Consider the following 23,896-nt stretch of genomic DNA (forward strand, 5'->3'; position numbering starts at 1 on the left):
TTCATTTTAGTTTAGTTGCCTTGAAAGGCTTTCAATATTCTTTTGTGCGTTTGCATAAGCATTTCTGGCCTTGGCAAGGTTCTCTTCTGTTGGATTCTGTAATACCTCAGTCAAATATGGTAAATCAGAAAAATTAAAAAGGTTACTATTCAAATCATGTTCTTTCATTAGGGTATTGACCATGTTAATAGCCTCTTGAGCAGTGGCATCTTCCTTTAATCCATATTTTGATGCTATCGTCTGTTTCATTGTAGGTGCTTTGGTAATGCCGTGGATATTGGAAATTTTCACGCCATTAACATCGAAAAAGTTAGGTTGGTAATTTGGGTTCACTTGCACCAATGCAGTCTGCATTTGATTGATAACTACTTGCATTGCCGTTACCTGTTGGGTAAGGTCATTACTGTTTATACCTACTGCAGTATTTACATAACTGTACAATTCGTTGCCATTGTAGTCAGTCCAAGAAACACCAATGATTCGTTGATAATCATTAATTTTCATCTCTTCCACAGCAACAGCTATGGCCATTCCATCACCATTACCAGATGGCAGAATGTAATCCCCTTTACTAACTTCACCAATTACTTTTACGGGCACTTGTCCCAGAAATGCAATCTGCTTATAGTATTTCTTTTGCTCATCTTTAGGCATTGCTCCTGATACAATAGGACTTTTAGAAACTACCATATAGTGATCTGCATCGATAAAGCTCTTGGAGATTACGCCACCCTTAACACCTACTACATCTCCAAAACTCAAAGGTTCATTTTCATCATTCTTTTGCAACCATTCGGCATAATCGGCACCACCCGATTCAAAAGCCACCCCTTTGTTTAATTCATTGTAACCCAAATACAGAGCCAGTTGGGTTCCCTGAATAAAAACATCGTAAAGCGACCATACAAAATCATCGCAATCTGCATCTACTCCCGGTAACCAAGTACCAAAACAGGCACCGTTCCAAAGTAGCTGAAAAGTAGAGTTAACGATATCCGTGGCCTGAATGAGAAAATTTAGGGAATAATCGTTATTAAAATAAGTATCCAAAGCATCTGGAAAATCCGTTGGATAGTCATTCCGATCGATATCTTCCTCTTCGTCACCTTCTTCTGGTTCATCATCTTCTGTAGGTTCAAATCCAAGAAGAATAGCACTTATTGATGCAAAATCAAAAGATGCTTGATTGGGCTGAAAACCTTCAATACGTCCAATTGGCTCATCATTAGCGTTCCAAAAAGACATGAAATTATCTTTTCTTCCTGGGGTATTTTCATTGAGTTGAATTGCCATGCCATGAGAACTACCAGTTAATAGTAACGGATATGCCCCCAGTCTTTCTTGGTTCGTATCTGTCATTGTCGTTTCGATAACCATCCTGTCTTGAAATTCTGATTGACCTTGCACTTGTAGCTGTTGCAGTCTTGTATCTTGTTCTACATTCACATCACCTGTAAACCAAGCTGTTCTTTGGTTGTTTACATTCAGTCCATTATTTAAATCAGTAATACCATCAGCAATTAAATTACGATGTCTAACATAAGGCACATAGCTTAACGATTGACTGCTAAAAGGGCTAAAATTATTTCCGCCTTCTAAATCAATCGCAACTTCAAGCGTTTTAGGTCCATCCCAGTTAATCAGATTAAAGCTGCCAAATCCTTGACCTGTAGGTATTCCTTCACCAATCATAAGATTGATAACTCCATAATCATCAGTTTGGGTGTTTTGAGTTTCTTGATAATCCGTATCACCAAAACTATTCAAGATGGTAAATCGAACATTCAATTCTTGATTAGGAATGTTATTGGATGGAACATCTATTCCTGGAATTTCATCAGGATTATTGTCCACTAGTACGGCTTGATAAGAAATGCCTTCCGTCTGAGCCAAGGCAATTTCGCAAACAAGACAGAATAGAAAGGATAAAAAGGTTATTTTTTTCATTTTAAAAATTATTGAAGGCACAATTACATCCTGGAAGTTGTATTACAATTCCAATTCCGATATTATGCATGTTAATACTTAGTTTTTCATTGTCTTCAGGACTGGAGTTCACTAATGAATATGTACGTCCGAAACTATAATTCAAAGAAATTGCTGCTTTATTTGATATGGGGTATTGTACCCCTAATGCCATACGAGGCACTAGCAACAAATTGCTGAATTCATCTTCACCAATCAAATCAAATACCTGATTGTTAAGTGTTTGTGACCCTCTAACCAAATATTCAAGAGACACAGTAGGCTTAACAAAAAATTGAAAAGATTTTGATTGTGCAAAAGAATAGGACAATCCTGTTTGAATACCAGCATAGGTAATATCCCATTCAAAATAATTATCAAGCAATGCATCACTGGCAACAGCACCATAATTCGTAAGTACACCACCAATAATGATATTTATTTTATCTCCAGAAAGCTGAACTTGATATCCAACATTTAAATGAGATGCATTTTTAGATTGCAAATTTTCTAATGTTCCACCCGCTGAGTTCTGATAATCAAAGCTTGAAATGGTTTGTCCAATTTCGGCATATAAAAGTTGTGCTTCTACCAAGTTAAATGTCAAAAATGTAAGGACACATACTAGCCATTTCAAAACTTTAATAATTGAGTAACTCGTTGTTGCCCCCCAGCACTCAACCTCATAAAATAAGAGCCTTGTGAAAGGTTCATTAAGGGTATAGAAACTTGAGTCGTTTCCTCAAATGAGTCGGTCAAGACCAGTCGACCAGAAATATCAAAAAGTTGCATATTTATTTCTCCCTCTAACCCATTCTTCAGATTTACGATGACTCCGTTTACAAAGGGGTTTGGGTATACTACAATCTCAAGATTATTTGGGTCGCCACCCAAAACAATAGCGGGTAAGGGCTGCACAAAACCTTGTCTAAGTTCATTTTCATTTGCCTTAAAGGTGTTGATAACACCTGACTGACCTATACTTTGAAGTAAAAAATAAGAACTAGTACTAGTTTGCACTATCTTACTATTTCCGGCTGAGGATAAAGTTTGGCGTTTTAATGACTGCGAATTAACCAAATGAACTGTGATTAAAACCAGTAAAAGTAGTAGTTTTTTCATAGGCTTATAGATTAACAGATTAAGGAACATAAGTTTATCTTACGTTCAATTTTCTCATGAAAGTCAATAAGCGACCAATGCCAAGTTGTTGAATCTACAACTTTAGGCACTAGCCGCCTTTAACTAAACTAAAGCCTAGTAATACTGTATGTTAATTCAACTTCCTCATTAGGTGAATCAGAAAAAATTAATTTATATTCTTGAGTTCCGGTAATTAAACTTAGCGAGAATGTACTTGATTCTTCGCCTAAAGCTGTTGTAAAACCTACCCCTCCATCATCTTCTCTTAACTTCCCTTCAACAATAACACTGCTTTCCTCCAAATCGGCTGAACTAATTGTAAAGGTTGTCTCACCTCCTACAGGTGTATCACTTTCGTCAACGTCTAAACTAACTGTCTGATCTACTGTCCTAGACCACAAGATTACTGTTTCGTCCGTTGTGCCCATTACTAGCGAAGTAGAAATATCACCGAATACTTCTATGGCACCGTTAGCTTCACCATCTTCAGTTAATCGCATCTTAATCAATTCTATCTTAAAGGATATATCTTCCAAGGCTATATCTTCCTCTGCTTCTGGTATTTCTTCGTCGTCTTTACTACAAGACATTGCAGTTATGGCTAGTAAGCCCATAAAAATTGATTTTAATAAAACCGTTTTAATCGTTTGTACTGTTTTCATAATTTATTTGTTTTTAATGATTCAACACCTCAAAACTAGATGCAAAACAAGCCCTCAACTAATTTTAAGTATAGACAAAGTATGGACAGGTTAAATAGATTTTAACACATTCGATTATGGACATCCCAAATATCAAAAATTGAATAAAATTCTTGAAACACCTTTAAAATATATAGCTAAGGAGTTTAATAATAATATTTCTATTGAAAATAAACATGGACTTTTTATAGACAACAGGGTTTTTATGTTCAAATCAATAGTTGAGAACGATAGATATATTGTCTATCTTGAAAATCATTAAAACAGTATCTGACGAAAAAAAATATCTCCTCTTAATAAGGAAACTGATTTGTCGTCTTTCTCTAACTACTTATAAAATAAAAGTCGGCACCCAGTTGTTATTTTGAATAAATCTTAAAGAGAGCAGTCATGAAACTACTTTTAAATATAGTAATATGTACAGTACTGGCAGCGAATGTCTATTGTCAAGAAACCAAAAAAATAGATAGCATAAAGTATACTTTGAGCGCTACAAAAGATGTTACAAAAAGGCTTTACCTACATCATGAATTGTTCGAACTACTTAAAGATAGCGATAAGAATAGTGCAAAATTACATATAGATAGTCTACTTACCCTTGCCTATAAAATTGACAATAACTATTTCATTGCTAGAGGCAATATCGGCTTAGGATATTACCACTACATAAATTCAAATTTCATCGAATCAGAAAAAGAAACCACGAAGGGCATTTACATACTTGATTCATTGAATCAAAAAGAACACCTGCCATATGCCCTTAACCAACTAGGTATAACACAAAAATATTTAGGAAAGTTTGAAGAGGCCCTTTTAAATCATCAGAAATCAGCAGATATTAATATGGAAATAAAAGGACAACCAATTGATTTAGCTAGAAGTTATTTGAATATGGGCAACGTTCTGGCCGAGGTAAGAAATTTTGAATCTTCAACTGAAAACTATAAAAAGGCTGAAAAAATTAGTATTGACAATAACCTATATGACTTTTTAGCTAAGGTATGGGGGAATATTGCTGCCAATTATATGGACGTTAAAGAATACGAAAAGGCCCTAGAATTCCATAATAAGGGTCTGAAATTAATGGAAGAAAACCCTAGTGTGGCGCTGACAAGGACATATAACAATATCGGTGTTGTTTACGACCAGTTGAGTGATTTTAAAACAGCCAAAGAATACTACCAAAAAGCTTTAAAAACCTCCGATAAATATGGAGAACCACAATTGACAGGTCTTATTATAAGGAATTTGGGTGAAATCTACTTTGCCGAGCAAAATTACCCCAAAGCTCTGGAAAATATTGAAAAGTCAATTATGATTGCCAAAGAGTCAAAGAACAGTGTTAGACTCATTCGCGGTTATATGAAAATGGCTGAGGTACATGCCGCCTTAGGAAATTATAAGAACGCCTATGAGTATGATCGAATGTATGCAGATTTAAAAGATAGTATTAGGGGCTTAGACGTTAGGGAGCGAATAAACAATTTAGAAATTAAATACCAAACCGAAAAAAAAGAAATAGAAATTGCCTTACAAGAAGAGGAAATCAACACCTTAAATGAAAAATCAAAAGTTGATAAACTTACCAAAGGCCTTTATGCCGGAGGTATGGCTTCTGCACTTGCCTTGTTTGGGTTATCGGTTTTTGGTTACCGTCAACGCATCAAAAAAAACCAAATTGCCCGCGAAAAACAAGATGAAATCTACAAACAAGAAATTGCATATAAAAAGAAAGAGCTCACTTCGCAAACCCTTCACCTCGTACAGAAGAATACGTTTATTCAAGAACTGATGGAAAATTTTGAGAATATCAAAAACTCTCCTGAAAAATTTAAAATGGAGTTTCGGCGTATTGTAATGCTTCTAAAGAAAGAGAATGCCTCTGATAAGGACTGGGAAGTCTTTAAAACCTACTTCGCCGAGGTTCACAATGACTTTGACCAAAAGCTAAAAACACTCTATGCCGATATCTCCGAGAAAGAAATACGCCTAGCAGCCTTTTTACGAATGAATTTAACAACCAAAGAGATTGCAGCCACCTTGAATGTTTTACCTGAAAGTATTTTAACCTCTAAATACCGTTTAAAAAAGAAACTGAATCTTGATAAGGAAACTGATTTAACCACTTTCTTAAGTTCTTTATAAAAAGTAAGTTTTCTTTACCTATGACCTTTACTAAATGAACATAAATTCTAGCCCATTTCTGTGTTTGTATATTGGCCGATAAAAAGAACCTTTTTTTGGACAATACAATTAAACTATTTTGAGATGACTAGCTTTTTGCCTTTGAACTATCCTTATTTTCTTGATAATTAAATTTTCAATTGTTGATAACTCAAAATTCTTTCATTTTTAATAAAAATCTAATTGTATCATTTGAATCGTTTTGAAACCAAATGAAATCATTTATATTATATGTGGTTCTATTTGTATCGATTTGACGTAAGTTATTGTTTTCCAATATTTTGTGAATAAAAATTTAAACTTTGTCGAGCTTCGGTATCTCCTTCCTATTAACTTTATCCAAAGAATTCCCTAAGGGAAAACAAAAGCGCTTTTGTTCATTTATTAATCTTAAAAAAGAAACAAATGGACATTATTTTATTGTTCGAACGGCTAGATCGTTTGGAAAGGCTATTGACGGCCAATAAAGAGGTACTAACCTTCGAGGAGACCTGTGAGTATACCGGAATATCAAGGAGCTACCTGTACAAACTTACCGCTGCGGGCAACATCCCGCACTCCAAGCCCAACGGAAAACTGATTTTCTTCGAAAAAAGGAAGCTTAACAATTGGTTGCTTCAAAATAGTAGAACCCCTACATCTGTATTTAGCGGAGCGGTTTTGGGTTGCGACCATAAAAACAAAGGATAATGACCTCGTCTGATAATGGCGAACAGCTTTACCAAGTAAAGGACGCAAAGAAAAAGACCGTTTACGACTACACGATGGAATATCTGGAGGGTAGGTACGACATCTCCTATAACGAGATATCGCATGACTTCCAGATAGCCTTTAAAGCCTCCAAACAATGGGAGTATCTGAACCTGAATTCGCTGATTATTGAATTGGCAAAAGCGGGTATAGATATTCCCAACGGGAAGTTGGAAACCCTTATCCGTTCGGAATGTATTCCCAAATGTAACCCCATAAAGGAATATTTTGAAAGCCTTCCAAAATGGGATGGGGAGAATCATATCCTTAAACTAGCTTCCTATGTGCCGACCTATGAAAAAGAGGCGTTCAACTATCATTTTGAAAAATGGCTAGTGCGTACCATTAAATGTGCTTTGGAAAAGAATTATTTTAACAAGCAGGCCTTTGTGCTTTCGCATCAAGGCCAGAACTCGGGCAAGTCCACGTGGTGCCGTTTTCTTTGTCCACCGGAACTAGCCGAATATATGGCCGAGGATATCAGCAATGATAAGGACGCACGGATACAATTATGTAGAAATTTCCTTTATAATCTGGATGAACTGGCCGTGCTTTCCAAAAAGGATGTCAACGCGCTGAAATCATTTTTCTCCAAGACCTTTATCAATGAAAGGCTACCCTATGACAAAAAGAATACCACCCTCCCCAGGATATGTTCATTTATCGGGTCTACCAATATGGCCTCCTTTCTTAATGATGAAACAGGCTCCGTGCGTTGGTTATGCTTTGAGCTAAAAGGGAAAATCGATTTCGGGTATTCCAAGGAAGTGGATATTGACGGGGTATGGTCACAGGCATACCATCTGGCCTATACCGAAGCAAACTACAATCCCGAACTATCTATAAAGGACATTCAGGAGAACGAGGAGCGAAACAAGAAATACACCAAGTTGACCACGGAAGAGGAACTGGTCTCAAAGTATTTTGAAAAGTCGGACGACTTGAAGGATTTCGTCACCGCTTCGGATGTATTGGTCCAGCTGAGCTGCCTGAACCTTCGCCTGAACCAGATAAACTTGGGACGGGCATTGTCGGGTTTCAACTTTCAAAGGGTAAAACATCCAAAGCGACAGGTGTACGGTTATCTGGCAAAACCAGTCTTCGTGGACAGCCCTTGGCAAATGGAATTTTCGAAGAAACAGGAATAGTACCTACCTAGTTACCTAAAAGATGGAAAAGTCAATAATAACAGGAAATAACTCTAGGTAGGTTCTTTAACCCCTTCTTACCTAAGTATTACCTACCCTACCTAACAAGATAACATAGGTAAGCACAAAAACCAATCCCACCTAGATAAAAACCCCCATAATCATTGGGTTAGGTAGGAAGGTAACCGAAATTGAATAAAAAGAAGCTGATGAAAAGAAAAAGAACAAAAAGACTATCGTGCGAAAGAGCCCGAGCTTTTCCCATCGAAAGGGCGCTGGCAAAACTAGGGCACTTTCCTGCTAAAACAACCCCCAAAGAAGCTTGGTTCCTGAGTCCGTTCCGCTCAGAAACCCAAGCCTCTTTCAAGGTATGTAAGAAACGTAATAGATGGTACGATCATGGAGCAGGAAAAGGCGGGAACGTAATCGACCTAATTTGCCAAATCAACAGATTTTCGGTCAAGGATACATTGCTGTTTTTAAGTTATGATGAACCTCTTTTTTCTTTTCAGCAGCAATCGATTTTTGAGAAGGAAGAATCAAAAGATGAAAAGGTCATCATCACCAATGTCAAGCCGATATCACATACCGCATTGTTGGGCTATATCAAATCAAGGAACGTTCAAATTTTCATAGCCAAAAGCTATTGTAAGGAAGTCCATTACACGTTCAAGGGAAAACCATATTTCGCCATCGGTCTACAGAACGAATTCGGTGGATGGGAGCTGCGTAACAAGTACCTGAAGAACTGTACCTCGCCCAAGGATATCACAATTATCGGAAACGGGTACGATAATCTTACAGTAACCGAGGGCATGTTCGATTTGTTGTCCATTCTTGTCTACAGACCGGAATTGCGACAAAAAAGTGATTTTTTAGTGATGAATTCCACGGTTTTTATTGAAAAAACAATATCGATTTTAAAGGGGTATTCCAGTATAGAACTCTATCTGGACAACGATTACAACGGGAGGTCGATTACCGAAAGACTACTGAAATATGGTGGTGCGAAGGATATGTCGTTCATCTATAAAGGTCATAAGGACATGAATCAATGGCTGATGGAAAATGCTAAAAAGGGACTTGGTCAGGAAGCGCGAGATGTGTCTTTGTTGCCACAAAAACAAACTCGCTTTACTCCCGGCGGTCGCAAAGTGACTGAAAAATGAAAAGGACCTATATCAAATTCCGGTGTTCCATCTACGAGAAAAAGCTACTGAAAAAGAGAGCGGAACGGGCAGGTATATCCCTTTCCGAATATTGTCGAAGTTCCGCTTTTGGTAATTCGGTCATCGAACGGTTGACCGGGGAACAATTGGCCCATTATAAAATGCTAATAAAATACAAAAGCAATTTTACGCGTATCGGAAATATGTTCAAAAGACATAACCCGAAACTGGCAAGTGAGGTCGAGAAACTGGCAGAGGAAATCCGAACGCACCTTTATAATTTCAAAAATGTAACGAAATGATAGGTAAGGGAACTTCGATAGCACATACCGGGACAAGTATCGAATACGGCTGGAACCAGGAGAAAGATGCAGAAATCGTCTTTAGCCGACATCTGGCGGGAACTGACCCCCAACAAATAACGGAAGAGTTCAAACTGATACAGGAACAGAATACCCGTTGCCAAAAAAACACCCTGAGCTTCATTCTCAGCCCGGTAGCCGAGGAGGGTAAAAACCTTTCCAAGGAACGGTTAGGGGAAGTCGCTCAAAGATTTGTCAAGCAAATGCAATTGAAGGAGAATCAGGCCATCGCTTTTGTCCATCGGGACAAGGCACATACCCATGTGCACCTTTACATGAACCGTATCGGTTTCGATGGAAAGGCTTATAACGACAGTTTTATTGGAAAACGAAGCCAATTGGCAGCAGAGAATGTGGCCAAGGAAATGGGGTTGACCACGGTAAAGGAAGTACAACTGGAAAAAGAACTGGGCACTACAAAAGTCAGGTTCCAAATAAAGAATATCCATCAGAAAGTAATGGAGACTGAAAGACCTAAAACCTTGGACTCGTATATAAAGGCTATGCAAGAAAGAAACGTAGAAGTTATTCCGAGCATCAATAAAGGGAACAAACTACAGGGATTTCGGTTCCAATACCAAGGCCATAACTTCAAGGCAAGTGAGGTACACCGTTCCATGTCCGGAGGAAGAATAATGGCGCAGCTTTCTCAAAATAATGGTATAACTAAGCCAATAAAGTTAGGGAAGACTATCAATTTACTTGGAAAAACTATGGAAATGAGTACCAATCTTGTCACAAGTATCGCCAAGAACATCATCAAGAAAACAATCAAAAGGGCAATTGACACTGGAATCGGATATTAAAAACAAGAAGATATGGGATACAAAAAACTGGATGAAGTAATGGAACTACTAAGCGATGAGTTGGACGGGTTCAACAAGTCTATAGTTAGACTGGAAAGGTTGACCGACAATGTGGAAAACATCAAAATAATACCTGATACCTCCGAAATTGAAAGGATACTCCGAGAACATGTGAATTCTGAGAAGACCAAAAATTCAAAGCTTCATGAATCCGTTCAAGATATAAGGAGTCAGATGTTAAAGGCAAAATTAGTTCCAAAAATACAGTTATGGCTCCACTATTCGATTTGGTTTATTTCCTTACTCATCGTAGGTTATTTGACTGTACAAGTCTTCCGAATTGGGGGAATTCAAGAAAAGGCATTTGCGAAGGGAGAGCAAGAAGTAATCTCCAATCTAAAAGGATATTTTGACCAATATCCAGAACATTACGAATCATACCAGAAATGGATAAAGAAAAAAGATAGTGTTCCAAATCAAAAGTAGAATGCGCCCTATGGAATTTTTGCTTGACGCTTATCTACCTGAACGCTACAAAAATCCCACAGGATCCATGCGCAGGTAAGTTATGGTAAGATTTGGGGGGAACTGGATTCCTTCAACCTGCATTAGTTTAAAAGAAAACTAAGATTTATTAAGTTTTTTGGTTCGCTTCGTGTCCATGTCTAGCAACTTTTCCTTTAAGATATCCATGTCATAAGCTACTTTTTTGCTTATAATCTTTGCATAATGTTGGGTGGTCCGCAAATTTTTGTGGCCTAACATTTTGCCAACGGTCTCGATTGGCACACCGTTGGAAAGAGTAATAGTGGTTGCAAAGGTATGCCGCGCTAAGTGGGTAGTAAGATTCTTCTTAATACCGCAGAGGTCCGCGATTTCTTTTAGATAGGCGTTAGATTTTTGGTTGCTCAAAACAGGAAGTACACACTCTTCATTGATAACTCTGGGATGGTCTTTATACTTATCTAAGATACCCTCAGCAGTCAATAGAAGTGGAATATCCAGTTTCGATTTGGTTTTGGTGCGCTCCGCCTGTATCCATAGACTGCCATCGATATGACGAACGATGTTATCTTGATTCAATTTTTGCACATCAACGTAGGCAAGTCCTGTATAGCAACAAAAAACAAACATGTCACGAACTATATTTAAACGATCGCCATCGATTTCTTTTTCTTGTAAGCCTTGCAGTTCCTCTTTGGAAAGAAAATCCCGTTCTACGATTTTAAATTGAACTTTGTAGTTGTAGAATGGGTCTTTTGAAATCCAGTCATTGGCCACGGCCATTCGGATTATCTTTTTGAAGTTGTTGACATATTTCAAAGCCGAATTATGATTACAGGCCTTGGTAACTTTTAGAAAGTACTCAAAGCCTTTGATAAATTTTAAATTGACATCACGCACTGGAATATCGCTCTGGCTGTATTCAGTCTTTAAGAATTCGTGGACATGTTTTTTGGTGGTATGATATCGCTTCCAGGTGCCAAGTGCAAATTCAACTCCAACCAACTTTTCCATTTGTTGGTTATGTTCCTCAAAAAGTTGTATTAACATTTTAGTTTTTTCTCCTTTACCAAAGTAAAGATTTTTTATGTCCGAAGAATTAAAGGGTCTGCCTTCGTCCACAAGAAGACCATGAATCTTGTTTATTTTATGTCTAACAACATCTAAATACGAATTTAATTCGTTTGTTTCTAGACTTGTTCCACGCATTTTTCCTGTCTTAGCATTCCATTTTTCTGGCTCTATTTTGCGGGAAATACTTAGTTCATTACGTTGTCCATTAACGGTCAAACGCAAGTATATAGGTACTTTCACGTCTTTTTCAAAATGTTTTCCCTTGAGGTAAAATAATTGAGAGAAAGAATGGTTCATTTTTGATATCTTTTTTAACAAAAATAAAGGTACAAAAAAGGAAAACACCATTTTCATAATTAACATTATATCAGTTAATTACAAGGAAATCGGTGAGTGTTTTATAATAAAAAAAGTACTCACCGAATAGGTCACATAAAATACGGTTTCATAACGATTCATTTGATACCGTAAAAAATAAAAACCCCTGATAATCATATGATTAAGGGGTTTTTGAATAGTTTTGATACTATTCTAGTGGAGCCGGAGGGATTCGAACCCTCGTCCAAACAAGCAATTAAAATGCTTTCTACATGTTTAGAATCTGATTGATTTTCGATGCGTACCTGACCAGAAACCGCCTAATACACACTTATCTTCTTAAGGTTTTGGTGGTGTCGCCAAAGTGAGCGGACACCCTTATGTTGACTTTTCTGGTGCTCCTATAAGAATCGCCATCAACAAGGGCTATTCAGGAACATCTCGCTTCCCTACCTGGTAGGGACGAGGCTAAATCCTACTGTAATTCGGATTAAGCGGCAAGAGCGTAATTATTTTCGCCAATTAAAAGTGTGAAAAATGAGATTAACGAGCTGTTTCCCAGCGCTCGACATGCTTACATTCCAACTGGTCTCGCTGTCAAAACCGGTCGGCCCCAATATGTAAAAGAACTTCCTAATCTAAATAATAGCGGCATCAATTCAATTGCCTTCAACTATTAAATAGTGGGCAGCAAAGCTAACAAAACTTTACGATCCCATATAATTTTTATTTTGACCGAAGCCAAGTGTTTCTAATTGTATAATTTAGTGCAATATTTATACCAAACCCATATGAAGTTCGGAATCATCAGAGAACGTAAGAATCCGCCAGATAAGCGTGTTGTTCTATCTCCAAAAGCATGTCAAAAAGTCTTAAAAGCGCATTTTAAGGCTGAAATCATAGTTGAGCCATCACCAATTAGGGCATATGCCGATGATGCCTATACGGCCATCGGGGTGACAGTTGCCGATGAGATGAATGCTTGTGAAGTGTTACTAGGTGTTAAAGAGGTGCCGATAGATGACCTAATTCCGAATAAAAAATACTTTTTCTTTTCACATACCATTAAAAAGCAGCCTTACAATAGAGATTTGCTTCGTGCTATTTTAGAAAAGAATATTGAAATGTACGATCATGAGGTAATTACCAACAAGCAAGAACAGCGTGTTGTTGCCTTTGGTAGATACGCGGGTATCGTTGGTGCCTATAACGGATTTCGTGCATACGGACTCAAATTTGACTTGTTCCAATTGCCAAAAGCTAACGATTTAGAAGATCAAGAAGCGTTGATAAGCGAACTCAAAAAATTAAGATTACCTGCTATTAAAGTGCTGCTTACCGGTAGAGGTAGAGTAGGTAATGGCGCTCGTGAGATGCTTGACGGTATGGGAATGAGAAGGGTGAACGTTGCCGAATACTTAGAGGAGACATTCAATGAACCTGTATATTGCCAAATAGACGCTGGTGAGTATAACAAGCGTAAAGACGGAGTTCGTGGTACTAAAGCCGACTTTTTTGCAAACCCACAGGAATATAAATCTAACTTTTTCAGATTTGCTAAGGTGAGTGATTTCTATATTGCGGGTCATTATTTTGGTCAAGGGTCTCCATATCTTTTTACCCGTGAGGATGCCAAGCACGAAGATTTCAAAATAAAAGTTGTTGCCGATGTCAGTTGTGATATTGACGGACCAGTTGCCTCTACCATTCGCCCTTCAACGATTGCAGATCCAATTTACGGGTATCTCGCCGAATCGGAATCTGAAATCGATTTTAAGAACTCTGATGCCATCGCAGTTATGGCCGTTGATAATTTGCCATGCGAATTACCAAGAGATGCCAGCGAAGGTTTTGGTGAGGCTTTTATAAAGAATGTGATCCCTGCTTTTTTCAATGGTGATAAGGATGGCGTTCTAGAAAGAGCGAGAATGACGCAAAACGGGAAGCTGACCGAACGCTATGCATACTTGCAAGATTATGTTGATGGTAAAGAATAAGTAGATGTTTCATATTAATTTATAGGCTGTTTTGATAGCAATCGTTTTTTGATCTCTAAGCTGGTTACGGTAAGTATACCTAGGGTGTACGCTAATAAATCTTGTATACTAAAATAGTTTCCGAAGATTAAGTTTGCCCATTTAGAATGTTCTAGTTCGAAATAACTAAGCATATTTGTTAGTTGTAAAAATTCGATGGCGTATGCTATTACCAAGGTTACAATACCGATAGTAATCTCATTTGCCTTCACGAAAGATTTAAAAAAGAAAAACATGAGAATGACTACCAAGTAGTCACCGAAAGTGTGTCTAATAAATCCGGATTTTAAGAATATTGTAATCAAGATTTCGATTCCTAGCAGTACTAAAAAGTATATAAAATAGATACGGTTGAATTTGAATTTCATTTGTTGGACATTTATGCGTTTGTTAAATAGATATAAAGCATACTTACGGGGTAATTTATAATCAGTAATATGAGCGCCATGGTATGCTCTTGTATATCTTTCGAATACCTAAGTACATTTATCAAAATTATAATCAATGCTATGCAGGTAATGATGATATAGCTGAGATATAGCATAATACCTATAACTGTAGTAATTTTAGTTTCTGGTATTAAGGCAATACACAGTAGTAAAGTTGAGACTAGAAAATACAATGAAACTATCCACACAATTCTACGGTTCCATTTATGTTTAAATAAAGCCATTATTGCGTATCGGTTTTAGCTAGTTGGGCAAACGTATATTCTTGCCATGTTTTTTCTGATTGTAAGGTGATGTATTCTTCGTGTTTTTCTTGAATACTAATCTTTAAATCATAATTAACTTCTTTCTCTTTAGCATAGTTATATAACTGAATGCTATTAGTATCCCCTAAATCGATGAGGTAATGAATATCAGGATTTTCAAGTGTACTTAAATTAAAATACGTAATTGTTTTATCCCACGGCACTGCAGCGCTTAGTACTAAGAATGCGAACATTGTGGCGATATTGGTACGTACTAAATAGATGAAACTTTTTACTTCCGCCACTTTAATATAGGCTGTAATTAATCCGGTAAGGGTGAGTAGCAAGTATACGAATACACCAATGCGTTTGTAGGTAAGACCTAATTCTTCAACATACGTGAGGTTCTTATAAGATGTAAAAACGATTAGTATACTATTTAGAGTGATCCAAATGTAGGTAAGCGTTTTTATTTGCGTATTCTCTTTATAAAAATTGAGGTTTCCTCTAAAGAAATAAAGAATTAATATAATGGCTAGTACTATCGAAAACATAAGTGCATACACACCTTGGTGAACAGATGCCGAATATTCTGCATTAGAAATATCGGTTTTTTGGAATAGGTAAATACCATCTGTTACTAAAAAGAATACCAGTAAAAAATTAAGGGCGATAAATATAAATGAGCCTAAAGTATGCTCACTTTCAAGTTGCTTTTTTTGACCTATTATTTCTATTTCGGTCGGAGTCTCCAATTCGTTTTTCTGAGATGCATCAACTGCTATTAATTCTTGTGCATCTAAAGGACGTAAAATGTTTAGAAATATAACATACCCCAAAAATGTGAAGAATACCCAAGGGAAACTTATAAAGTCAAAAGAGATTTGGTCTACCAGATTTTCAAAAACAGGATTCGCATTCTTATAAAGCGTGGCAAATAAGATTAATAGAACACAAGCGAAGAAGCCACCTTTTAAACGGTTCATCAGTTTTGGCGAAGTTTCTTTCTTCACAATTTTTTCTTCTACCGAATTTTGTCTTTGAATGAAATTTGCAATTGCCGCAACCAATAAATTGGTAAAGCCAAGTAACCACGAAAGGTATAAAGATGTTTTGCTTGAAATGGACTTGCCTACAAATACCATTAATGCCATGAAATGAACAAATATGGTAAACCCTGTCGGGTTAATGAGTATAAATATGGAAGTAATAATATAGGTAAGTGCATAGCCCCAAGACATGGTTCTAGTTTCTTTTAAGGTAGAAACAAGTGCCACTACTAAAATGGATATAAGAAATAGATTTAGACCGAAGCTTTTGCTGTAGAATAGTAAACTGAAGGCTAATGCAGATAAGATTGATTTTATATGAACGTTCATAATATGGTGTATTTAGAAGGTTATTAGTGATTTGATTTTTATGATTATTAATAAGAGATAGTAACCAAGAATGAGGTGCACTGTCTTACGGGAGTTTGAAATTTTAGATGATTCTAGTATCATGTTTCTATGGAATTAAAAATGTAGACTTTATTCGTTGGATGGGTTGATGCAGCAGTTTCTGAAAATTTAATTGATGAAAGGGTAGTGCAGATTTTCCACAGTTATATTTCGATATAAAGAACTTCCAATACTCCGGATACAGCATAGTGCCTATTAATATGACGGTAAATAGGTAAAGACTTCTTTTTCCATTTCCCATTAAATAGAACTGCATGCTTATTTCTTCGGGAACCGTAGTTCCCGTGTTCGTGAGTACATGAAATACATCATGACTCTCTAGTTTTTCTTGCAACTGAAAGCTGTTGGCAATAAGAAATACACCCATGTGATAGCCTAAAGAATTGCTCGAATACTCTTTTAACTCTTCAGCATTATATTGCCAAGCTTCATTTTTCTTGAAGTATTGATAGGGTGCTACACTCCAATCATATAATTTTTCTAAAATGGCTGCTCTCATTATCTCTTATTTTAAAAGTACTTTGAATTTCAAAGTAAAATGATAAAAAAATATACTACTTACCTATTAGTTTTTCTAAAGCATTAATATGCTTCTTAAACTCTGCTTTGCCAAGCGGAGTGGCAGAATAGCGTGTGTTTGGTTTTCTGCCTATAAATTGCTTTTCCACTTTTATGTATTCTTCCTTTTCAAGTGCTTTGGTGTGGCTGGCTAAATTACCATCGGTGGCACCTAAAAGTTCTTTTAGCATTTTAAAATCAGCATAATCGTTCACCATTAGAATAGACATAATGCCCAAACGTATTCGGTGGTCAAAAGCTTTGTTTATGTTGTCAATTAAACTCATATATCTATAGCTGGGCTGATCTTAATTTCTGTCGTACTTATAATACATTAATGCGCCATATAAAATGTGGCAAACGCCAAACCCTAAAGCCCAAAAATACAATCCATATCCTATAAATTGTGTACTAACTAGTCCTATTCCTATAAAAACCAACCCCATATATCGAACATCGCCCATGGTGTACTTGCTAGCATTTACACAAGCTAGCCCATAAAAAATGAGGGTAGCAGGTGCCACAAGACCAGCTATGCCTTGTTGCATCAATACCAAGCAGAACAGTCCGCCAACTACTAACGGAATAGCGAAATTGAATACTAGTCGCTTGCTAGTACTGTCCCAAATTTTCTCTCCACTTTTTTTAGATTTTTTCAAGGTCATTATAAAACCGGTAATTACTGCTGCTACCAAAACGGCAATAGCAATTAAAGTTAAATCGCTAACAGTATCTGATCCCCAAAGTGACGAAGACCTACCAGAAAAGTTTTCATAATTGGCAGCTGAGGTATCTTTTAGCTTAACATAAGCAAAGCCAGCTCCGATCAAAGCATAGATCCCTGCAAGTACGCCTGAGAGTCCGCTTAATGAAATAAACCGTGAAGAACGATTCATTAAATTCTTGATTTCGGTAATATCGTTTAGATACTTATTTGTCTCCATATTAAAGTACTTTGAAATACAAAGTTAAATTAAACATTTGATTATTCAACAAAACTGAAGAAAAAAAAGTAAGCGAAGATGCTTTATTGTAAGCTTAGAAAGAGGAAGATGATTAAATTTTATTACGTATTAATTTCTTTTGAACTTAATGTTTTAAGGAGGTTTCCTGTTTTGGCCAGAAATATTGTAATAAAAATTCTATGGAGAATACATATGTGCACATCAACAATAAAAATGGATGATAAAATCAGAAATCTGCGTAGAATTTCCATCAGTAATTTATATAAAAACGGACTGTATATCTAATAATAGAGTAGGTGTATAGCCTTTTTAAAGCGCTTAATTAATTAAAGAAACACCAATACCAAATGTGGTTTGTCGATGGTTGTAATCAATGAGCGTTTCGCCGTAGCCATCGAACAATTGAAAATGACCGTTGAAGTTTTCGAAAATAGGAAAAGACCAGTTGAGCTGTAAACTCCCGCGACTTTTATCTCCCAAATTCAATGAGTGTCTTGCAATTGCTCTAAAACGCTGTCTACCCCAGTCATACGTAATATCAGCTTCACCACGCCCTATATAATCAGATATATTTTCGTTGTCATCAATCTTGCTCCCTATACGTATCCAAGGTTTTAGCATTACCTGCCAGTTTCCTTTCTCGAATGCTGCATGGAAAGCAATACGGTTCCAGCTTCTAGAAATTGGGTCTGACTGTCCGTTAGATTCATGAATTATAGCGGCTCCGATCATTTTAGTCTCAAACCCCAATATCGGAAACTTAACAGGAAAGTTTGCGATTATTTCAGGTTGATAGTTCAATTCTCGAAATGGTCTTGAACGCTCTGTATTATAAATTTGCCAGTATGCGGTCTGCGAATAGCCCATCCATAAATCCATACGACCATCGAACATACCGTGAAATATTTTGGTTTTTAGACTGATTTGAAATTTTGACTCTACAGCGTTTAAACTACTAGGTTCATCTAAAACTTTCTCTGAATTTTCTGCCTGTGGAAATTCATTAGGGTTGGTAGAGAATTTTGCGGCGGTTATATATATAGGTTTGTAAGAGGTAAGAATAAATGTACCACGTTGGTGCTCATCATCGAGCTCCCATAATTCACTTAAGCTTTTACTATTGTTGAAATACCAATTGTGGTCATGGTCTTCTTGAGCGAAAGCCTTGAAATTTGACAAAACTAAAATGAAGGTGATTACAAAACCGATAGTTAATGAATGCCTGCCCATATGCTTGAATTAAGCGGCAAAAATAGTCATTACCCTATAAAAGTCTATAATTATCTTCTTCCTCTCAAATATGGTTTAAGTACCCAAAAAGATATCCAGATATAAGCTCCAAAGCCAATGATCCATAACCAAGCGTTCCAAAGTAAGAGCGATTTAAATATACATTGCATAAGTAATTGGGGTCTGGCAATAATATCCCATGAATTAAATCGAAGAAAACGACCAAGAAAAATTCCGAAACCACTTAACAAAGAAACGCCCAATAACATCATATTGGCGAGAAAAGGGTGATTGTGTTTCCGTAAATAAGAGAATACATCCATCATCGATAACACACCCAATAATAAACCGCTAAGGGCAAATATGAACAGCATGAGCATATCTAGCCAAATTGTTGCTGCAGAGTTGTCTAAATGTATGAGGTCTGTGATGATATACGGACTGTTAGGTAAAAACAGAACCCATAAAAAGAATAGTGAATACCTTAAAATTTTTGATTGCCCTAGGCGAACATTTGCCATCAACTGTCTTGATACAAAAAGGGGAATGGCAGCCAAAAATAAATTCCAGAACATGAATAGAAAATCTGTGGTGCCAGAAATATAGATTCTGTAAGCAAGTAAAACAGCTGCTAAGCCGGTTAATTGTATAATTCTATTTTGAAATATAGAATTTCTAGTGGCAATTAAATTCATGAGAATGAGCGATTTGGGGTCTAAGCAATAACGAGCCCGTAGTAATAATATTGTAAGAAAATTCCTTATTTTAAAAATTATGGATACGTATGAATTCGGATTTTGTTCTACGGATAGAACTATCTATTTGTGTATTTTTATGACCATGAAACCAGCAGAGAACTACATTTTCAATCAACCAGAACCGTATAGAGGTATTCTGATGCATTTGCAAATGATGATTGAAACGACTTTGCCAAAGGTAGAATTGAAGTTTAAATGGAATATTCCCTGTTTTTATATCGGTAAATCTCCCATCTGTTATTTGAATGCCTCGCACAAAAAGCAGTTTGTAGATATTGCTTTTTGGAACTCTGCGCACCTTACAAAACATTTGAACGTACTAATTTCTGAAAATAGAAAAGTAGTACGTTCTTTGCGTTATAGTACCCTTGAAGATATCGATAACGATATTTTAGTTGATGTATTAAATGACGCTTATGCTGTTCGTCAAAACGGATTTTATAAGCGGAAGGATTAAAATAATAGTATAATTTTAGCTTGATAGATGTCTTGTTCAAAAACAACCGCTAAGTTTATTATTCCTTTTACAACCATTTTAATTTATTTCTGACTTGTGTTTTTACATCCAAATATTCTGCAGGGACATTGCCGAATTCTAATGTTTTTATCTTTTTTAAATTGGTAATCTCCTGAGAAGGTATGTTCAATGATGAATCAAATCTTTTGAGTTGTTTTAATTGTAACAATGGTTTTAATGAAGCATCTAGAACTTTAGTGTTCATTAAAGATAAATATTTCAGGTTCTTCAGCTTTTCAATCGGTTTTAAATTCTTTATTTCTTGAGTAGACCACATACTCCCTTCTATGGCAAGTCCTTCTAGTTTCAAGCATTTAGAAATCGGTTCAAATCCATTGATTTTTTTAATGTGCTCAAGTTCTAATGTTATCAAAGAATTCATATCTGCTAAGCGCGCGATACTTTCAATTTGTGAAGAACTACCAAGATGAAAATGCTTTAATGATTTTAATTTTACAATTTTATCGATGTTTTTTATGCCGCTCCATTTAATCCAGATGCCCTCTAGATTTGGCATTTCACAAACTGCTTCAAAAGTTTTTTGGTTTACTTTAGAAGTAAACCAAATGTATTTTACTTTTGTTAGTTCAGGTAGGTAATCACACCATTTTTTAACTAACTGAGTTTGTTGGTAAGCGCTTAGATATGACTGTTGTGTAATATCTAAGTTTAATCTATCACCACCTTTATACTCATCTACTTTTGTAATTTTTTTAGGAGGCCATTCTTTTTCTGGATTAAAATGCCAAAACCCTCTGACTATATCTTCTTCGGTCATTATAAAATTTGCTGATAGAAATAATTTGACTAAAACTCATTAACAACAGCTCTCAACGCCACTAAATCTGTCAATAGTTTCTTCATCAATCCTAAATCTAACATGTTGGCTCCGTCGCTTTTTGCATTGGCGCAATCGAAATGTGTTTCTATGAAGAGTCCGTCAACACCTGCAGCAACACCTGCACGTGCCATAGTACTAATTAATGCTGGTCTACCACCTGTTACACCAGATGTTTGATTCGGCTGTTGTAACGAATGTGTAACATCTAAAACTACAGGTGCATATTGTTTCATGGTAGGTACACCTCTAAAATCTACGATCATATCTTGATAGCCGAACATTGTACCACGATCGGTAATAATTGCTTGTTGGTTTCCGGTCTCCGTAACTTTATTAACGGCGTGTTTCATACTCTCAGGACTCATAAATTGTCCTTTCTTGATGTTTACCGTTTTTCCTATTTGTGCAGCGGCAACAACTAAATCTGTCTGGCGTGCTAAAAATGCAGGTATTTGAAGTACATCTACATACTCGGCAGCCATAACTGCATCTTGCTCAGTATGTATATCGGTAACTGTTGGTACTTTGAATGTTTCAGAAACTTTACGTAGAATTTTTAATGCCTTTTCATCTCCAATACCTGTGAACGAATCTAAACGACTACGGTTTGCTTTCTTGAAACTACCCTTAAATACATAAGGTATTTTAAGCTCATCGGTTATGGTAATAATATGCTCTGCAATACGCATCGCCATATCTTCACCTTCAATGGCGCAAGGTCCAGAAAGTAGAAAGAAATTATTGCTGTCGGTATGTTTTATTTGGGGTATAAGAGATAAGTTCATTCGTCGAATATTTTTAAACAAAGATACTATTTTAAGAAGCTTACTGTTCTATTAAGATAAGATTGTCGAAACCCCAAATCGAAATGAAAATCAAACCGTGTCTAATTTTATTTTCGCTAGTATTTTTTACGTGCAATGTCAATGCTCAGTTTGGTAAAAATTGTGAGCTTAGGCAGGTGAAGATCAATCTAATTAATCCCGGTATTGAATACGAAATGGCTTTGGGCACCAATACTACCCTTGATATCAAAGCAGGTATTCAAGTTGCTTTAGATCCTTTGTTGCCAGATGTGTATAGAGAATTCGGAGTTTTTCCCGCAATAGCTGGGCAATATCGCTACTATTATAATTTTGAAAAGCGTCAGCGCAATAGAAAACAGATTTATGGTAACTCGGCAAATTATGTGGCGCCAGCGGTAGCAGTATTTTTTCCTAGTTCTCGAACAATTGCTAATGAGAATGTAGAGGGGGCTTTCGGTTATGCCGGTTTGGTGACAGGTATACAACGTAGTTTCGATTCTGGTTTCAACTTTTCTGTAGATGTAGGCGCAGCGTATTATGACGGACAATTTGAAGGCGGAATTTACCCGGTAGCGAACTTAAGTATTGGCTTCATTATTAGTGAAAAACGCTGGTGTGTAGGTCGTTAATTCCGTAAGTATTTTCTTAATATTTCATTAAATCAGATGGTTACCTTTTTATAAACATGTAGTTTTAAATGCAACTTCAATCTAACTATATGAAAAAAATTACGCTGATTTTTTTATTCTTATCTATTACGACAGCACACGCTCAGATTAGGGATTTTTCTGAAAAAGGTAACGGACTCGTCAACCTAGAGCGTCATCAATTTACAATTAATCTACTTGGTCCTGGTATTAGATATGAGTTGGGCTTATTTAAAAATGTAAGTGCATCAACCAGTTTTACTCCAGCATTTGCAAGATACCAAGAAGGCTATGCTTTAGGTTTTGCTTGGCATACCAGAATAAGATATTACCATAATTTTCAAGAGCGTTTAGATGTCAATAAGAATACGGTAGGTAATTCTGCAAATTACTTTGGTCCTGCACGCAGCATTTTCTGGGAACCTGTTCAGTTTTCTGATAATATATCTGACGGAAATAGTAACTATGCCTTTGCTTTCTATGGCGGAGTGTATGGGGTGCAACGTACCAATAGAAAGGGGTTTAATTTTAATGGGGAAATTGGTTATGGTTATTTTAGGGGTGACGGTCTGGATAACGGTCATGGTTTTATGGTAAACTTAAATTTTGGATGGGTAGCAACAAAAAGAAAATCTACAAAACCGGTTTTTGATTAAACTGGTCTGATGTTTGATATACATCCCAAATAAAACCAAACCAACTAAAATCATGAAAAAAATCACCCTTCTTTCAGCAATTCTTATGTTTTCTTTTTCCCTCTTTGCACAAAATGGTAGACAAGTAGAAGACGGACTCTTTAAAGCTAATTTGTTGGCGCCAGGGGTATCATACGAACTGGGTGTTGGTTCTAAAACAACATTAAACTTAGAGGCGTTTTTAGGTTTTGAACTTAATGGAGGGTCAGGTAGAGATACCAATTTCGGACTATATCCTGGTGTAGGAGCAGATGTTAGGCAGTACATCAATTTTGATAGAAGGCTTAGAAAAGGTAAAAATACATCTGGTAATACCGGTAACTACATTAGTTTTTTAAATCATTTACAATTTGGCAAGCCCATTATTGGTAATCTTGAATATGCATCAGACTACTTCTATAATACTGCGTTAGTGTATGGTTTACAGCGTACTTATAAAAAAGGATTCTATTTTGGACTGGCTTTCGGTCCGGCTATATTTGTAGATGAATTTAATACAGATGCGGGTATTTTAATTGATGCTAGACTAGGTTGGGTTATTGGGGGTAGAAAAAAGTAAGATTTG

Annotated in this window: 27 protein-coding genes and 1 other RNA gene; 12 read left to right on the forward strand and 16 right to left on the reverse strand. The window is 36.4% G+C overall.

Features of this window, described 5'->3' with window-relative positions:
• Positions 1–6 precede the first annotated feature (6 nt).
• From ACPF9A_RS14540 to ACPF9A_RS14555, 4 genes are all read right to left on the reverse strand, one after another.
• Positions 7–1,947, reverse strand: coding sequence for a hypothetical protein (locus ACPF9A_RS14540; protein ID WP_423998082.1), 1,941 nt, complete (start codon positions 1,945–1,947; stop codon positions 7–9).
• 1 nt (position 1,948) lies between these two features.
• Complete coding sequence (locus ACPF9A_RS14545) at positions 1,949–2,560, reverse strand: hypothetical protein (RefSeq protein ID WP_423998084.1); 612 nt, start codon at positions 2,558–2,560, stop codon at positions 1,949–1,951.
• 38 nt (positions 2,561–2,598) lie between these two features.
• Positions 2,599–3,087 (reverse strand): T9SS type A sorting domain-containing protein, encoded by a 489-nt coding sequence (locus ACPF9A_RS14550; protein ID WP_423998086.1) that lies wholly within the window; start codon positions 3,085–3,087, stop codon positions 2,599–2,601.
• A 128-nt stretch (positions 3,088–3,215) separates the two neighbouring features.
• A complete protein-coding gene (locus ACPF9A_RS14555; protein ID WP_423998088.1) occupies positions 3,216–3,770 on the reverse strand; it encodes a hypothetical protein in 555 nt (184 codons plus the stop codon).
• A gap of 429 nt (positions 3,771–4,199) precedes the next feature.
• On the opposite strand from ACPF9A_RS14555, the gene ACPF9A_RS14560 reads away from it, so the two are divergent.
• The 7 genes from ACPF9A_RS14560 to ACPF9A_RS14590 all read left to right on the forward strand — a co-directional run bounded on the left by ACPF9A_RS14560 (position 4,200) and on the right by ACPF9A_RS14590 (position 10,714).
• Positions 4,200–5,954 carry a tetratricopeptide repeat protein gene (locus ACPF9A_RS14560; protein WP_423998090.1) on the forward strand — a complete coding sequence of 585 codons (1,755 nt, stop codon included), beginning with the start codon at positions 4,200–4,202 and terminating at the stop codon, positions 5,952–5,954.
• A gap of 444 nt (positions 5,955–6,398) precedes the next feature.
• Entirely contained in the window at positions 6,399–6,683 is a 285-nt protein-coding gene (locus ACPF9A_RS14565; protein ID WP_423998092.1) for a helix-turn-helix transcriptional regulator, read from the forward strand.
• On the forward strand, positions 6,683–7,891 hold the full coding sequence (locus ACPF9A_RS14570) for a VapE domain-containing protein (protein ID WP_423998094.1): 1,209 nt from the start codon (positions 6,683–6,685) through the stop codon (positions 7,889–7,891). Before ACPF9A_RS14565 ends, ACPF9A_RS14570 begins: the two co-directional genes overlap by 1 nt.
• A gap of 209 nt (positions 7,892–8,100) precedes the next feature.
• Positions 8,101–9,060, forward strand: coding sequence for a toprim domain-containing protein (locus ACPF9A_RS14575; protein ID WP_423998096.1), 960 nt, complete (start codon positions 8,101–8,103; stop codon positions 9,058–9,060).
• The gene (gene mbpA, locus ACPF9A_RS14580) at positions 9,057–9,362 is read left to right on the forward strand and encodes a mobilization protein MbpA (protein WP_423998098.1); all 306 of its coding nucleotides are present in this window, start codon (positions 9,057–9,059) and stop codon (positions 9,360–9,362) included. The genes ACPF9A_RS14575 and mbpA overlap by 4 nt, the downstream gene beginning before the upstream one ends.
• Positions 9,359–10,228 (forward strand): relaxase/mobilization nuclease domain-containing protein, encoded by an 870-nt coding sequence (locus ACPF9A_RS14585; RefSeq protein ID WP_423998100.1) that lies wholly within the window; start codon positions 9,359–9,361, stop codon positions 10,226–10,228. Before mbpA ends, ACPF9A_RS14585 begins: the two co-directional genes overlap by 4 nt.
• Before the next feature lie 12 nt (positions 10,229–10,240).
• The gene (locus tag ACPF9A_RS14590; RefSeq protein ID WP_423998102.1) at positions 10,241–10,714 is read left to right on the forward strand and encodes a DUF6730 family protein; all 474 of its coding nucleotides are present in this window, start codon (positions 10,241–10,243) and stop codon (positions 10,712–10,714) included.
• A gap of 138 nt (positions 10,715–10,852) precedes the next feature.
• On the opposite strand, the gene ACPF9A_RS14595 is transcribed toward ACPF9A_RS14590, so the two are convergent.
• A complete protein-coding gene (locus tag ACPF9A_RS14595; RefSeq protein ID WP_423998104.1) occupies positions 10,853–12,103 on the reverse strand; it encodes a site-specific integrase in 1,251 nt (416 codons plus the stop codon).
• A gap of 235 nt (positions 12,104–12,338) precedes the next feature.
• Positions 12,339–12,739: a transfer-messenger RNA gene (gene ssrA / locus ACPF9A_RS14600) on the reverse strand.
• A gap of 176 nt (positions 12,740–12,915) precedes the next feature.
• Here ssrA and ACPF9A_RS14605 point away from each other — a divergent pair.
• Positions 12,916–14,121 (forward strand): NAD(P)-dependent oxidoreductase, encoded by a 1,206-nt coding sequence (locus ACPF9A_RS14605; RefSeq protein WP_423998106.1) that lies wholly within the window; start codon positions 12,916–12,918, stop codon positions 14,119–14,121.
• Between the two features lie 14 nt (positions 14,122–14,135).
• Here the strand turns inward: ACPF9A_RS14605 and ACPF9A_RS14610 are convergent, their stop codons facing one another.
• The 8 genes from ACPF9A_RS14610 to ACPF9A_RS14645 form a co-directional block, all read right to left on the reverse strand.
• Positions 14,136–14,528: a DUF2809 domain-containing protein gene (locus ACPF9A_RS14610; protein WP_423998108.1), complete on the reverse strand. Its 393-nt coding sequence runs from the start codon at positions 14,526–14,528 to the stop codon at positions 14,136–14,138.
• Positions 14,529–14,539: 11 nt separating this feature from the next.
• Complete coding sequence (locus tag ACPF9A_RS14615; RefSeq protein WP_423998110.1) at positions 14,540–14,833, reverse strand: hypothetical protein; 294 nt, start codon at positions 14,831–14,833, stop codon at positions 14,540–14,542.
• On the reverse strand, positions 14,833–16,233 hold the full coding sequence (locus ACPF9A_RS14620; protein ID WP_423998112.1) for a DUF4173 domain-containing protein: 1,401 nt from the start codon (positions 16,231–16,233) through the stop codon (positions 14,833–14,835). Before ACPF9A_RS14620 ends, ACPF9A_RS14615 begins: the two co-directional genes overlap by 1 nt.
• A gap of 127 nt (positions 16,234–16,360) precedes the next feature.
• The gene (locus tag ACPF9A_RS14625) at positions 16,361–16,813 is read right to left on the reverse strand and encodes a Coq4 family protein (RefSeq protein WP_423998114.1); all 453 of its coding nucleotides are present in this window, start codon (positions 16,811–16,813) and stop codon (positions 16,361–16,363) included.
• Between the two features lie 55 nt (positions 16,814–16,868).
• The gene (locus ACPF9A_RS14630; RefSeq protein ID WP_324023561.1) at positions 16,869–17,159 is read right to left on the reverse strand and encodes a winged helix-turn-helix domain-containing protein; all 291 of its coding nucleotides are present in this window, start codon (positions 17,157–17,159) and stop codon (positions 16,869–16,871) included.
• 21 nt (positions 17,160–17,180) lie between these two features.
• Positions 17,181–17,816 (reverse strand): hypothetical protein, encoded by a 636-nt coding sequence (locus ACPF9A_RS14635; protein WP_423998117.1) that lies wholly within the window; start codon positions 17,814–17,816, stop codon positions 17,181–17,183.
• 339 nt (positions 17,817–18,155) lie between these two features.
• Positions 18,156–19,067: a phospholipase A gene (locus ACPF9A_RS14640; protein WP_423998119.1), complete on the reverse strand. Its 912-nt coding sequence runs from the start codon at positions 19,065–19,067 to the stop codon at positions 18,156–18,158.
• Positions 19,068–19,117: 50 nt separating this feature from the next.
• The gene (locus tag ACPF9A_RS14645; RefSeq protein WP_423998121.1) at positions 19,118–19,762 is read right to left on the reverse strand and encodes a DUF1361 domain-containing protein; all 645 of its coding nucleotides are present in this window, start codon (positions 19,760–19,762) and stop codon (positions 19,118–19,120) included.
• 79 nt (positions 19,763–19,841) lie between these two features.
• Here ACPF9A_RS14645 and ACPF9A_RS14650 point away from each other — a divergent pair, with 79 nt between their 5' ends.
• The gene (locus ACPF9A_RS14650) at positions 19,842–20,282 is read left to right on the forward strand and encodes a DUF1801 domain-containing protein (RefSeq protein ID WP_423998123.1); all 441 of its coding nucleotides are present in this window, start codon (positions 19,842–19,844) and stop codon (positions 20,280–20,282) included.
• A 67-nt stretch (positions 20,283–20,349) separates the two neighbouring features.
• Here ACPF9A_RS14650 and ACPF9A_RS14655 read toward each other — a convergent pair whose 3' ends face one another.
• Both ACPF9A_RS14655 and kdsA read right to left on the reverse strand, forming a co-directional pair.
• Positions 20,350–21,120, reverse strand: a complete 771-nt coding sequence (locus tag ACPF9A_RS14655; RefSeq protein ID WP_423998125.1) for a hypothetical protein — start codon at positions 21,118–21,120, stop codon at positions 20,350–20,352.
• Positions 21,121–21,149: 29 nt separating this feature from the next.
• Entirely contained in the window at positions 21,150–21,968 is an 819-nt protein-coding gene (gene kdsA / locus ACPF9A_RS14660; protein ID WP_423998127.1) for a 3-deoxy-8-phosphooctulonate synthase, read from the reverse strand.
• 176 nt (positions 21,969–22,144) lie between these two features.
• Here kdsA and ACPF9A_RS14665 point away from each other — a divergent pair, with 176 nt between their 5' ends.
• The 3 genes from ACPF9A_RS14665 to ACPF9A_RS14675 all read left to right on the forward strand — a co-directional run bounded on the left by ACPF9A_RS14665 (position 22,145) and on the right by ACPF9A_RS14675 (position 23,890).
• Positions 22,145–22,618, forward strand: a complete 474-nt coding sequence (locus ACPF9A_RS14665; RefSeq protein WP_423998129.1) for a hypothetical protein — start codon at positions 22,145–22,147, stop codon at positions 22,616–22,618.
• 89 nt (positions 22,619–22,707) lie between these two features.
• Positions 22,708–23,292, forward strand: coding sequence for a hypothetical protein (locus tag ACPF9A_RS14670; RefSeq protein ID WP_423998131.1), 585 nt, complete (start codon positions 22,708–22,710; stop codon positions 23,290–23,292).
• A 52-nt stretch (positions 23,293–23,344) separates the two neighbouring features.
• A complete protein-coding gene (locus ACPF9A_RS14675) occupies positions 23,345–23,890 on the forward strand; it encodes a hypothetical protein (protein WP_423998132.1) in 546 nt (181 codons plus the stop codon).
• Positions 23,891–23,896 lie beyond the last annotated feature (6 nt).

The sequence above is a fragment of the Maribacter sp. IgM3_T14_3 genome (assembly GCF_049603095.1).
GTDB lineage: Bacteria > Bacteroidota > Bacteroidia > Flavobacteriales > Flavobacteriaceae > Maribacter.